This window comes from Nonomuraea sp. CA-218870, assembly GCF_050936535.1.
Classification (GTDB): domain Bacteria; phylum Actinomycetota; class Actinomycetes; order Streptosporangiales; family Streptosporangiaceae; genus Nonomuraea; species Nonomuraea corallina.
In genome coordinates this window covers 555,797-569,503 of the sequence record NZ_JBNJMN010000001.1, presented here as the reverse complement: position 1 = coordinate 569,503, position 13,707 = coordinate 555,797, and the positions used below count along the sequence as shown (strand labels likewise).

The window sequence follows — 13,707 nt, the reverse complement described above, 5'->3', positions numbered from 1 at the left end:
ACGGTAGGGAGCGGCGCGGGCCGGGCGCCTGTGCCGATGGTCAGCCGGTGCGCCCATGACTTCCGGCACCCTCGGCCCGCCGGGCACCGCGATTACAGTGGCTGTATGCGGCGAATCGAGCCGGATGTGTGGGCGGGCCTCACGATGATCCTGGTGTGCGCCGGGGTGGGCACGCCGACGCTGCTGGGCGTGACCGAAACATGGGTGCCGCTGCCCGTGTGGGGCGCGCTGTTCGCGGCTCTGATGACCGTGATGGTGGCCGCGGTCTGGGTGGAGCACCAGCCGGTGGCGGGGCGGTTCTGCTACGGCGCGGCGGTCGCGCTGGGCTGGGCGGCGGTCCTGGCGGCGCCGAGTGCCGGATGGCTGCCGATCCTGCTGGTGTTCACCTCCACCTTGGGCGCCTACGTCGCGCCCTGGTGGGTGGGGCCGGTGGTGGTCGCGCTCAACAGCGTCGTCGTCGCGCTGGCCGGGTTCGTGGCCGGCACCCCTCTCACCGGGATCGGCCTGACCACGATGCTGTACCTGCTGATCCAGGTGGCGGCGCTGCTCAGCTCGCTGGCCATCATCCGGGAGCAGCGGCTGCGCCGCGAGCTGGCCGAGGCGCACGTGGAGCTGCGGGCCGCGAGCGTCGTCCTGGCCGACACCGCCCGCGCCCACGAGCGCCTGCGCATCGCCCGGGACCTGCACGATCTCATGGGACACCAGCTCACGGCGCTCACCCTGGAGCTGGAGGTCGCCCGGCACCACGACGGCGCGGGCGCCCGCCCGCACGTCGAGCGCGCCGACCGGGTGGCGCGGAACCTGCTGGGCGATGTGCGCACGACCGTCGGTCAGCTCCGCGCCGACGCCCCCGATCTACGCGCGTCCCTGAGCGCCGTGGTGCGCGACATCCCCGGCCTCGACGTCCGCCTGCGGATCGACGACGACGTACGCCCGGCCGAGGAGGTGACGCTGGCGCTGATCCGCGCCGTCCAGGAGATCCTCACCAACACCATCCGGCACGCCGGCGCGAGCTCGCTGCGCATCAGCATCGAGAACACCGCTGACCACGGCGTCAGACTGACCTCCGCCGACGACGGGCGCGGCAGCCCCGAACTGCGGCTCGGCAACGGCCTGCGAGGACTGCGTGAGCGCATCGACGCCATCGGCGGTGACGTCCGGCTCGACGGCAGTGACGGGTTCCGGGTGACGGCCACGGTGCCCGCGCGATGATCCGGGTGCTCGTGGTCGACGATCAGACCCTGGTACGGCAGGGCATCCGCAGCCTGCTCGACCTGACGGACGACATCGAGGTGGTGGGCGAGGCCGACGACGGCATGGCCGCGCTGGCGGCGATCGAGCAGCACGCCCCCGACGTCGTCCTGCTCGACCTGCGCATGCCCCGCCACGACGGCATCTGGACGCTCGGCGCGCTGCGCGAGCGGGTGGCCGAGGCGCCGCCGGTGCTCGTGCTGACCACGTTCGACAGCGACACACTGGTGCTGGACGCGATGCGCGCGGGCGCGGGCGGCTACCTGCTGAAGGACGTGACACTGGAGCGGCTGACCCGGGCCATCCGGGTGCTGGCGGACGGGGGGACGCTGGTCTCGCCGTCGATCACCGACCGGCTGCTGCGCGCGGTGGACCGCCGCAGGCCGCCGGAGGAGGCCGGCCTGCCCGCGGTCCAGCCGCTGACCGAGCGCGAGCTGGAGGTGCTGCGGCTGGTCGCGGAGGGCTACAGCAACCGCGAGATCGCGCGGGCGCTGTTCCTGGCCGAGGGCACGGTCAAGAACCACGTGTCGGCCGTGCTGCTCAAGCTCGGAGCACGGGACCGGACCAACGCGGTGCTGCGCGCCCTGCGCGAGCGCGTCCTGGACTGATCAGAGCTTGACGCGGGCCGCGACCGGGAGATGGTCGCTGGCGGTGGCGGGCAGCGTCCAGGTGGCGACGGGAGTCGCCGCCCGGGTCATGACGTGGTCGATCCTGGCGAGCGGGAAGGCCGCGGGCCAGGTGAAGCCGAACCCCTGGTCCGCCGGGGTCAGCCGCGAGGTGACCGGGGCCAGGCCGCGGTCGTCGAGCGTGCTGTTGAGGTCGCCCATCAGGACGATCCGGTCCAGCTTCTCCGCCGCGAGGGCGGCGCCCAGCTTGACGGCGCTCTCGTCACGCCAGGCCGAGGCGAAGCCGCCGGACAGCCGGATGCGGACCGACGGCAGGTGGGCGACGTACGCGGCCAGGTCGCCGTGCGGGGTCCGGACGGTCGCGCGCAGCCCTCGGTTCCAGTCCCCCCCGACCTCCGCCGGCCTGATGTCCACCGGCCGGGAGTCCGCGAGGGGATGGCGGGACCAGAGCCCGACGCTGCCGACGACCGCGTGGTACGGGTGACCGGGGGCCAGGACGGCCTCGTACACGGGCCGGGTCGCGGGCGTCAGCTCCTCCAGGGCGATCAGGTCGGCCCCGGCCGCGGCGAGGGCGCGGGCGGTGCCCCGCGGGTCGGGGTTCTCGTCGTTCACGTTGTGCTGGAGCACGGTCAGGTCGTGCGCGGCCTCCTGGCCGGCGGGTAACAGGCGGGCGCCGAAGAGGCCGGCCCACACCGCCGACGGGAGCATCACCGACACCAGCGCGAGGGCCGAGCGGCGCAGCAGCGCCAGCACGAGCAGCACCGGCACGGCCAGGCCGGACCAGGGCAGGAAGGTCTCCAGCAGGCTGCCGAGCCGGCCCACGGCGTTGGGCAGCACGCCGGGGAACGCCATCAGCCCGGCCACCGGCACGGCGACGGCCGCCAGGATCCGCCCGCGCGTCCACGACAGAGCGGCCCGATCTCGAGTGTTCATGCCGCAGACCGTACGGGACGCCCGCCCGCGGCCGGAGGTCGTGGGCCGCGGGCGGGCGTTCGGGCGGGGTCAGCCGCAGTGTTCGAACGGGCTGGTGTAGGCGCTGCCGCCGATGGAGCCGCCCCACTTGACGCACTGGCCGGGGGCGGAGCGCCGGACCGGACCGGCGTAGTAGCCGTAGCTGCCGGAGTCGGTCGTCCTGCTCTCCCCTTGCGGTTCGAGGAAGGCCGACATCGCCGACGCCGTGCCGACGCCCGTCGTCTTCAGAGTGACGACGCAGTTGTTGCCGTTGCCGGAGTTGTAGAGCAGGTAGACGCGGCCGCCGGTGAGCGCGGCGGAGTCGACGACGCCGTACCCGCTGCCGCAGACCTCGACGGGGGTGTAGGGGTTGGCGCTGCCGCAGGAGTTGCTGCTCGTGACGGCCTTCTTCTGGCCGAGGGACACGGTGACGCCGTCGACGGTGGGGCTGGTGTCCATGGCGCCGGTGGAGGTGCGCTGCTCGTAGTGCAGGTGGGGGGCGTTGCTGCCGCCGGTGGAGCCGACGGTGCCGATCACGGTGCCCTGGCTGACGCTCATCGAGCCGCCGGCCGCCCGCACCATGGTCGCGAGGTGGGCGTAGCGGGTCCTGGTTCCGTCGCCGTGCCGGATCTCCACCCACAGGCCGTAGCTGGTGCTGCCGGCGTTGTGGAAGGAGGCGGTGCCGGCGGCGGTGGCGCGGACGGTCTCGCCGTTGATGGCGTCGCCGCCGTAGCTCTGCCAGTCGATGGAGCCCGACGGGTTGTGCCCGGGGCTCCAGTTGTTGGCGTAGAAGGTCTTCCCGCAGTTGAAGGGGCTCTTGTGGGTGGCCAGGGCGGTGGCTTCCCGAGCCGAGGCGGTCTGGGGGAACAGGACGGCGGCGAGGGCGACGAGGAGGGCGGTGATCGTCGGCCGGAACGGCTTGCCGGTTGCGGGCATGCGTCACCTCTTCGAGGGGGGTGATGAGGGGTTCGCTGTGGCGCCACTTGGTCGGAAGATAGCTCCGAAAGTTCTCTTCATCAATGCCGCACGGGTGAAGGTTTCCGGCGACGCGGCGCTGAGTGGTGGCGCCGTGGCCTCCTGTCAGCGGTCGTTGGCGATAGTTGTCAAAAAGTCCAGCGTTCAGGGAAAACCTTTACAGAACATGATCACACGCTTGATCACCATGTTCTCCGCGTTCACACTTGCGTCGAATCCCCGGCTTCACAAGGACGTGTCGGAGGCATGATGGCTCGGGTCAGGAGCGTGGCGACGTCGCCAGGCCACCGTTCAATCGCCTTACCCCTCGGCTCCAGGTCCATCACAGCAGTCGCCGCGGCGGCTGCTTTTCTGTTGTCCGGCCTGACCGCGCCGCTCCCGGCGGGCGCCGGCACGGCCGCCGCCCACCAGCAGCCTCCGCCCGACACCGCCACCGAACAGGGCGCGCTGGACGCGGCCCGCCAGCGGGGCGAGCGGGTCGAGGTCGGCTCCCTGCGCACCGAGACCCGGACCGTCCACGCCACCCCGGACGGCGTCCTGGTCATGGAACAGCACGCCCGTCCCGTCCGGGTGCGCAAGGACGGCCGGTGGACCCCGGTCGACACCACCCTGCGCCGCCTGCCCGACGGGTCCGTGGCCCCCGGCGCGACGGCGGTGGAGCTGCGCTTCTCCGGCGGCGGCGACGCCCCGATGGCCGAGGTCGCCAGGGGCGGCAGGTCCCTCGCGCTGACCTGGCCGGGCAGACTGCCCGAACCCGCGCTCGACGGCGCCACCGCCACCTACGCCGAGGTGCTCCCTGGCGTCGACCTCCAGGTGACGGCCGACGTGGACGGGTTCTCGCACGTCCTCGTCGTCAAGACCAGGCAGGCCGCGCTGAGCGGCCGGCTCGACCGGATCGGCTTCGCGCTCCGGACGCAGGGCCTCACCGTACGGCGCGGCCAGGGCGGCGGGATGGAGGCCGTGGACCGGGCCGGCACGGAGGTGTTCGCCGCGCCGACCCCGCTGATGTGGGACTCGCCCGCCGACCCCGAGGGCAGGCGGATGAGCCTGGCCGCCCGGCCGGGCGAGGGACCCGCTCCCGGCTCCCGGCACGAGGCGATGGACCTGCGGGTCGACGGCGGCGGCCTGACGCTCACCCCGGACAAGGCCATGCTGGCCGACCCGGGCACCCGCTACCCCGTCTACCTGGACCCGTCGGTGTCGGCGCCGCGCGGCGCCTGGACCTCGGTGTGGAAGAAGTATCCGACCACCAACTACCTCAACTCCAGCGACGTGGCGCGGGTCGGGCACGAGAACGAGACCGGCCAGACGAACCGCTCGTTCTTCCAGATGAACACCGGCACCGCCATCCACGGCAAGCAGATCATCAAGGCGACCTTCCGCACGTACGAGACGTGGTCGTGGTCGTGCACCAAGAGAGCCGTCGAGCTCTGGCTGACCGGCGGCATCAGCAAGTCCACCACCTGGAACAACCAGCCGTCGTGGTCGCAGAAGCTCAACACGCAGACCGTGGCCAAGGGCTGGAGCAGCTCCTGCCCTGCGGGCGGCGTGGAGTTCGACGCCACCCCAGCGGCGGTGAAGGCGGCGGCCTCCAACTGGTCGAACATCACACTCGGCCTGCGCGCGAGCAGCGAGACCGATACGTACGCCTGGAAGAAGTTCCGCAACAACCCCACGCTCGTCGTCGAGTACAACACCATCCCGACCGCCCCCGTCGCGGCCGACGTCTGGTCCGACCCGGGCGGCGCGTGCGTCTCGGGCGACGCCAGGCCGAAGATCGGCACGGCGACGCCGAAGCTGTGGGCCAAGCTGCGCGACGGCGACAACTCCGTGCAGGGCCGCTTCGAGTGGTACGACGCGGCCGGGACGAAGCTGGGCGAGTTCCTCACCCCGGCCGCCGCCTCCGGCAACGCCTTCTCCGCGACCGTCCCCGCAGGGGCGTACGGGGACGGCTCGGTGATCCGGTGGCGGGCGCGCGGCGAGGACGGGCGGGCCACCAGCACGTGGGGCCCGTTCTGCGAGATCGGGGTGGACACCGCCGCGCCGGGCCGGGAGCCGACGGTCGGCTCCGCGCAGTACCCGGAGAACGCCTGGGGTGACGGCCTCGGCCGCGCCGGGGAGTTCACCTTCGGCGCGAACGGCGAGAGCGACGTGACCTCGTTCCTGTACGGGCTCAACACCAGCCCGGTCACCGAGGTGAGCGCGACCTCGGCCGGCGGGTCGGCGACGATCCGGCTCACCCCGCTGGAGGAGGGCCCGAACGTGCTGTCGGTGCGCAGCAAGGACGGCGCCGGCAAGCAGGGCCCGATCCGCAGCTACGTGTTCAACGTGCGGCCCGGCACCGGCCCGGCGGGCTCCTGGCGGCTCGACGAGGGCTCCGGCACGACCGCCGGGGACGAGGCGGGCACGCACCCGGTGACGGTCAGCGGCGCCGCGTGGGCCGAGGGCCGGGCCGGCAAGGCGCTCCGCTTCGCCGGCTCCGGCCAGTACGCCGCCACGTCCGGCGGCGTCGCGCCGACCGACCGGAACCTCGCGGTCTCGGCGTGGGTGCGGCTGTCGTCGCTGCCCTCCACGGGCAACGTGGCCGCGGTCAGCCAGAGCGGGCAGGACAACGCCGGCTTCTGGCTCGGCTACGGCGGCAGCGCCAGGTCGTGGGCCTTCATGATGAACCACCCGGGCGGCACGCCGCAGACCGTCTGGGCGCAGAACGCGGCGATCGTCCCGGTCGCGGGCCAGTGGACCCACCTGACCGGCGTGTACGACTCCGCCTCGCGGTCGCTGTTCCTGTACGTGAACGGCGCGCTCGCCGCCGGGCCCGTGGCGTACCACGGCGGGGCCGGACCGGGGACCGCGGTGCAGTTCGGGCAGGCCCTCTACCAGGGCAGGCAGACCGACTCCTGGCCCGGCGAGGTGGACGAGGTCCGGGTGCACGACCGGGCCCTGGCCCCCGCCGAGGTAGTGAAGCTGGTGAGCCACGCCGCCACGCTCACCGGCCACTGGAAGCTGGACGAGGGGACCGGCACGGCCGCGGCCGACACGGCCGGCGTGACCGGCCCGCTCGCCCTCGGCTCGGGGGCGAGCTGGACCGGCGGCTGGCTCGACGGGGCGCTCGCGCTCGACGGCGCCGGCGGCCACGCGCGGGCGTCGCGGGCCGCGGTGCGCACCGACGACAGCTTCACCGTCACGGCGTGGGTCCAGCTCGACGCGCTGCCCCCGGCCGACGCTGCCGTGGTGGCCCAGAGCGGGACGCGGGCCAGCGGCTTCACGCTCGGCTACGCCGCGCAGGGCCCGCGCTGGTCCTTCGGCATGGCCGGCGCCGACGCGGACGGCGCGCCGGTGACGCGCACCCGCTCGGACGCCGTCCCGTACGCCATGGAATGGACCCACGTGGCGGGCGTGTACGACGCGCTCGCAAAGAAGCTGCGCGTCTACGTCGGCGGGCGGCTCGTCGCCACCACCGAGACCGGCCACACGAGCACCTGGAACGCCACCGGGCCGCTCCAGCTGGGCCGGGCGCTGCAGGACGGGGCGTTCACCGGGCACTGGCCCGGGATCGTCGACGACGTCCGGACCTACCAGGGCGCACTGGGCGACACGGACGTCGCCCGGCTCGCCGCCGAATGAACCCCCCTCCGCCGCACCCCCTGCCTGAGCTCTGGACGGTGAGGATGTACGACTTCGAGGAGATCTCCGAGCACGAGCGTTCGACCTTTCTGATCTTCGACTGGTTCCCGCGCAAGCTCCGCTGGTTCGTCCGGTCCTGCGCCGCCATGGTGATCATCGTGGTCGTCCCGCTGGTGTACGCCATGCCTGCCGAGGCCGAGCGCCGAGAGCGGCCGCAGGTGCAGAAGGAGGAGCCGGTACCGGGCCGCCCGGTCGCCGTGCTCCCCAAGACCCGCGACGCCACGGCCGAGCGGGCGATCGGCAAGGCGCCGGACGCGGCCTGGCCGAAGGCCGGCACGGCCGAGCCGGCGCCGGGTGACACGGCCAGGACGGTCGCCGGCTCGCTGCCGGTGAAGGTCGCCGCCGTCCAGCGGGAGGCCGGGCGGGCCCAGGCGCCGCCGGAACGGGTCAAGGTCGAGGTGCTCGACCGGGCCGAGGCCCCCGGCCTGCCGGGCGTGGCGCTGCGCCTGTCCCGAGGGCAGGGCGCGACCCGCGGCGGCCCGGCCCGCGTCGAGCTGGACTACTCCGGCTTCCGGCACGCCTTCGGCGGCGACTACGCCGACCGGCTCCGGCTGGTCAAGCTGCCGGACTGCGCACTGACGGACGCGACGACCGCCTGCCCCGTGCCGGAGCCGGTGCCGTCCGAGAACGACGTCAAGGCCGGCGTGGTCCGGGCCGAGGTGGACGTCGCCGCCTCCGGCGCCCAGCTGTACGCGCTCACCGCCGCCGCCTCCGGCTCCTCGGGCGACTACTCCGCCACGTCGCTGGCGCCGTCGGCGCAGTGGAGCGTCGGACCCCAGTCGGGCGACTTCACCTGGAACCACCCGATGCGGGTGCCGCCGTCCATCGGCGGCGACGAGCCCGTGATCAACCTCGCCTACTCCTCCCAGAGCGTGGACGGGCACACCTCCTCCACCAACAACCAGGTGTCCTGGGCCGGCGAGGGCTTCGACCTGACCCCCGGCGGCTACGTCGAGCGCCGCTACAAGTCCTGCATGGCCGACGGGCGCAAGACCGGCGACCTGTGCTGGGACCACGACAACGCCACGCTGATGCTCAACGGCTCCGCCGTGGAGCTGGTCAAGGACGCCACCACCAAGCAGTGGCGGCCCAAACGCGACGACGGCACCCGGATCGAGCTGCTCACCGGCGCCGCCAACGGTGACAACGACGGCGAGCACTGGCGGCTCACCACCACCGACGGCACCCAGTACCACTTCGGCCTGAACCGGCTGCCCGGCTGGACCACGGGCAAGCCCGAGACGAAGTCGGCCTGGACGGTCCCGGTGTTCGGCAACGAATCCGGCGAGCCCTGCCACAACTCCACCCCCGCGAACGCCTGGTGCCAGCAGGCCTGGCGGTGGAACCTGGACTACTCGGTCGACCGGCACGGCAACGCGCTCACGTACTGGTACGAGACCGAGCGCAACCACTACGGCCGCAACGAGAAGCCCGACCTGGGCACCCCGTACGTGCGCGGCGGCCACCTGACCCGCGTCGACTACGGCTACCGGTCGGCCGAGCTGTTCACCGTCGCGCCGGCGGCGCGCGCGGTGTTCACCGTGGCCGAGCGGTGCGTGCCGAGCGGCTCGATCACCTGCGAGCCGGCCCAGCTCACCAAGGACACCGCCCGCCACTGGCCGGACGTGCCGTTCGACCGCAACTGCGAGGCGGGCGAGGCGTGCAAGGACCGGCTGTCGCCGACGTTCTGGACCCGCAAGCGGCTGGCGAAGGTGACGACGCAGGTGCGCTCCGGCACCGGGTACCGGGACGTGGACTCGTGGACGCTCACCCACTCCTTCCCCGCCACCGGCGACGGGCTGAGCCCGGCGCTCTGGCTGGCCTCCATCCGGCACGCCGGCCACGTCGGCGGCACCGTCACGCTGCCCGAGGTGACCTTCGCCGGGGTGCAGCTGAAGAACCGGGTGGACGCCGACGAGGGCCGCGCCCCGCTGTACAGGTGGCGCGTCCAGTCGATCAACAGCGAGGCCGGCGCGGAGACCCGGGTGACCTACGCGCCCGAGGAGTGCACGCCGGCGAACCTGCCCGCGGCCGACCGCAACGCCAAGCGCTGCTTCCCGCAGCGGTGGGCGCCGCAGGACGAGACGGAGGTGCTGGACTGGTTCCACAAGCACGTGGTCGCGCAGACCGTGGAGGTCGACCGCACCGCGCGCTCCCCGTGGCTGGTCACCGACTACGAGTATCTCGACGGGGCGGCCTGGCGCTACGCCGAGCACATCCTGGTCAAGCCCAAGGAGCGGACCTGGTCGGACTGGCGCGGCTTCGCCCGCGTACGGGTCCGGCAGGGCGACGGCCAGGACGGGCCGCGCACGATGACCGAGCACCGCTACTACCGCGGCATGGACGGCGACCGGCTGGCCGACGGCGGCCGCAAGGACGTCAAGGTCACCGACAGCGAGGGCAGGGCGCGCCAGGACCACGACCAGCTCTCCGGGACGGACCTGGAGACGATCGTGCACGACGGCCACGGCGGGAAGATCCTGTCCGCCACCGCCGAGGAGCCCTGGTGGCGCAAGACCGCCGAGTCCACGTTCGAGGGCGTGACCAAGACGGCGCACCTCGTGCAGTCCGCGAAGATGACCACCCGCGACCTCAAGGAGGACGGCACCTGGCTGCGCACCGCCGAGGAGCGGACGTACGACGAGCACGGCCTCGTCACCCAGGTCGGCGACCTCGGCGACGTGGCCGACCCGGCTGACGACGTCTGCACCCGCTACACCTACGCCCGCGACACGGCCGCCTGGATGCTCGATTTCACCAGCCGGGTCGAGACCGTCGGCAAGCCGTGCTCGGTCCAGCCGCAGCGGCCCGCCGACGTGCTGTCGGACGAGCGGTCCCACTTCGACGGCCGGGCATTCGGGCAGGCCCCGGTGCGCGGCGACGTGACCCGGGAGGAGGAGCTGGCCTCCTACGACGGGGGCACGCCCCGGTACGTGCTGGACGTGGCCCGCGCGTACGACGCCTACGGCCGCGTGACGGCGGAGACCGACGCCGCCGGCGGCTCCACGACCACCTCGTACGTGCCGGCGTCCGGCGCGCCGGCGACCGAGGTGCGCTCCGTCAACCCGCTCGGCCACGCCGACGTCACCTACGTCGAGCCCGCCTGGGGCGAGCCGGTCGCGGAGGTGGACGAGAACGGCCGCCGCACCGACCTGCAGCACGACCCGCTCGGCCGCCTGGTCAAGGTGTGGCAGTACGACAGGGACAAGGCGGCGGGCCAGTCACCCAACACCGAGTACTCCTACCTGATCCGCGCCGACGGCCCGAACGTCGTCACCATCAGGACGCTCGCCACCGACGGCACCTACATCACCAGCCACGAGCTCTACGACGGGCTGCTGCGCCCGCGCCAGACCCAGGAGCCCGCGCCCGGCGGCGGCCGGGTCGTCACCGACGTCTTCCACAACTCGATCGGCGAGGTGGCCAAGACCAACGACGGCTACTACGCCACCGGCGACCCGGAGACGAACGTGTACCAGGTGTCGGACGACGACGTCGCCGGCCAGGTCGTCTCCACCTTCGACGGGTCCGGCGAACTGGCCTCGCAGAGCTTCCGCGTCAAGGGCCAGGAGAAGTGGAAGTCCACCGTCAGGCGCTTCGCCGACCGGGCGCACGTGACGCCGCCGCCCGGCGAGAGCGCCGCCACCCTCATCGCCGACGCCGAGGGCAGGGGCGTGGAGCTGCGCCAGTACAAGGGCGCGACCCCGACCGGCGAGTACGAGGCCACCAGGTACGCCTACGACAGGTCGGGCCGGCTCACCACCGTGACGGACTCGGCGGGCAACGTCTGGCGGCACCACTACGACCTGCGTGACCGCGAGATCAAGACCGAGGACCCGGACAAGGGCGTCACCACCCGGGTGTTCAACGACCTGGACGAGGAGATCTCCAGCACCGACGCCCGCGGCCGGACCCTCGTGCACACCTACGACGCGCTCGGCCGCCGGACCTCGACCAGGGAGGGCACGGCCACCGGGCCGCTGCTGGCCGAGTGGCGCTACGACACGCTGGCCAAGGGCCACCTGGCCGAGACCGTCCGGTGGGCAGGAGAGCAGGCGTACACCGCCAAGATCGAGGCCGTCGACCGGGAGTACCGCACGCTCCGCCAGAGCGTGACCATCCCGGCCAGGGAAGGAAAGCTCGCCGGCACGTACGTCTTCAACACCCGCTACACCGCCGACGACCAGGTGCAGTCCATCACGTTCCCGGAGGCCGGCGGGCTGCCCGCCGAGACCGTCACCTACGGGTACGACGCGCTGCGCCAGCCCACGAAGGTCGAGGGCCTGTCCACGTACGTCACCGACGCCCGCTACGGCAAGCTCGGCGAGACGCTGCAGTACGAGCTCAGCACGGGCACGCGCAAGACCTGGCTGACCCACGCCTACGAGGAGGGCACCCGCAGGCTCATCAGGTCCCAGCTCGACCGGGACACGGGCACCGCCTCCGACCTGGACCTGAACTACACCTACGACGCCAGCGGCAACATCACCAAGATCGCCGACCGGGCGTCCGCCGACACCCAGTGCTTCACCTACGACCACCTGCGCCGGCTCACCGCCGCGTGGACGGCCACCGACGCCTGCGCCTCCGGCGAGCCGCGCTCCACCCTGATCGGCGGCGTCGCCCCGTACGCCACCAGCTACGCCTACGACTCCACCGGCAACCGGACCAAGGAGACCCACCACGCGTTCGGCGGCCGGCAGCAGGTCGTCCGCGACTACGCCTACCCCGCCGCCGGGCAGCCCCGGCCGCACGCGCTCACCTCGGTCACGCCCACAGGGCCGGCCACCGAGCAGCCCTCCTCCTACCAGTACGACGCCGCCGGCAACACCGTCGTGCGCCGGACCGGCAGCGCGGAGCAGCAGCTCACCTGGGACGCGGAGGGCAACCTCGCATCGGTCACCGAGGCGGGCAGGACCACCTCGTTCGTCTACGACGCCGACGGCGACCGGCTGATCCGCCGCACCGCGACGGACGCCACCCTGTACGTCGACGACATGGAGCTCCGGCTCGACCTGGCCGCCCAGACCGTGTCGGGCACCCGCTACTACACGGTCAACGGCGAGGCGGTGGCGATGCGCTCCTCGGCGGGGAAGGTCTACTTCTTCGCCGGCGACCACCACGGCACCGCCCACGCCGCCGTCGACGCCCAGACCGGCGCGGTGGCGTTCCGCCGCCAGACGCCCTTCGGCGGCGACCGGGGCGCGCCGCCGCCGTGGTGGCCGGGGGACCGCGGGTTCGTCGGCGGCACCGTGGACCCGGCGACCAAGCTCGTGCACCTGGGCGCCCGGGAGTACGACCCGTCGACCGGCCGGTTCCTGTCGGTGGACCCGGTGATCGACACGCAGGACCCGCAGCAGATGCACGGGTACGCCTACGCAGGCAACAACCCGGTGTCCATGACCGACCCCGACGGGCAGCTCTTCTGGTTCGCGGCCGGCATCGCGCTGCGGATCGCCCTCCAGGCCGCGGCCCGGCGCGCCGCGATCGCGGCCGCCCGCCGCGCCGCCGAGGCGGCGGCCCGCCGCGCGGCGCTGGAGGCCGCGAAGCGGAGGGCGGCCGAGGCGGCCAGGCGCCGGGCGATCGAGGCGGCCAGGAAGCGGGCCGCCGAGATCGCCAGGAAGAAGGCGGCCGCCGAGGCCAGGAAGAAGGCCATCGAGAAGGCGCGCAAGGCGGCCGAGGCGGCGGTGCGGCGGCGGGCCGCGGCGGCCAGGGCCCGCGCGGCGGCGGCCCGCGCCCGAGCCCGCGCGGCGGCGGAGTCGCGCAGGCGGGCGGCGGCGGCCAGGGCCAAGGCCAGGGCGGCCGCGAAGGGCAAGCGCGCGGTCCGCCAGCTCGCGCGTAAGCAGTCCAGGAGCAGGCCCAACCACCGGCCCACCACCCGCCGGGCGCAGCAGCGCGCGAACCCGCCCAAGGCACAGCGCAATCCGTCCAACAACCAGTCGCAGTCCGGCAGAGGGCTGTCCGAGGAGCAGAAACGCTCGATCGACGACCAGATGGGAGTCCGCCGGTACGAATCGGGCGAACTGCGGTCGTACACCCAGTCGGCCCGGAAGGAGACCGAGTACACGCCGTGGCAGGGCACCGGGCACGGCCCGGCCAGCGTGCGGTACGAGTCGGACACCCCGAGGGGCGGCAAGGTGGGCAAGACCGGTAAGGCGCTCTACCTCATCTGGAGGATCATCCGGTCGATCGACTGACGCCCCTGCTCACGCCCCTGCTC

Annotated in this window: 6 protein-coding genes; 4 read left to right on the top strand and 2 right to left on the bottom strand. The window is 73.3% G+C overall.

Annotated features, from left to right (window positions below; translation table 11 throughout):
• The first annotated feature begins 105 nt into the window (after window positions 1-105).
• Together ACQEUU_RS02750 and ACQEUU_RS02745 are read left to right on the top strand one after the other, a co-directional pair.
• Window positions 106-1,212, top strand: a complete 1,107-nt coding sequence (locus ACQEUU_RS02750) for a sensor histidine kinase (RefSeq protein WP_433059814.1) — start codon at window positions 106-108, stop codon at window positions 1,210-1,212.
• On the top strand, window positions 1,209-1,859 hold the full coding sequence (locus tag ACQEUU_RS02745) for a response regulator (protein WP_433059811.1): 651 nt from the start codon (window positions 1,209-1,211) through the stop codon (window positions 1,857-1,859). The genes ACQEUU_RS02750 and ACQEUU_RS02745 overlap by 4 nt, the downstream gene beginning before the upstream one ends.
• Here the strand turns inward: ACQEUU_RS02745 and ACQEUU_RS02740 are convergent, their stop codons facing one another.
• Window positions 1,860-2,810, bottom strand: a complete 951-nt coding sequence (locus ACQEUU_RS02740; protein WP_433059808.1) for an endonuclease/exonuclease/phosphatase family protein — start codon at window positions 2,808-2,810, stop codon at window positions 1,860-1,862. It lies immediately after the preceding gene.
• A 69-nt stretch (window positions 2,811-2,879) separates the two neighbouring features.
• Complete coding sequence (locus tag ACQEUU_RS02735) at window positions 2,880-3,764, bottom strand: M23 family metallopeptidase (RefSeq protein ID WP_433059805.1); 885 nt, start codon at window positions 3,762-3,764, stop codon at window positions 2,880-2,882.
• Window positions 3,765-4,157: 393 nt separating this feature from the next.
• On the opposite strand from ACQEUU_RS02735, the gene ACQEUU_RS02730 reads away from it, so the two are divergent.
• Window positions 4,158-7,427 carry a LamG-like jellyroll fold domain-containing protein gene (locus ACQEUU_RS02730; protein WP_433059802.1) on the top strand — a complete coding sequence of 1,090 codons (3,270 nt, stop codon included), beginning with the start codon at window positions 4,158-4,160 and terminating at the stop codon, window positions 7,425-7,427.
• A gap of 44 nt (window positions 7,428-7,471) precedes the next feature.
• On the top strand, window positions 7,472-13,684 hold the full coding sequence (locus ACQEUU_RS02725) for an RHS repeat-associated core domain-containing protein (RefSeq protein WP_433071710.1): 6,213 nt from the start codon (window positions 7,472-7,474) through the stop codon (window positions 13,682-13,684).
• Window positions 13,685-13,707 lie beyond the last annotated feature (23 nt).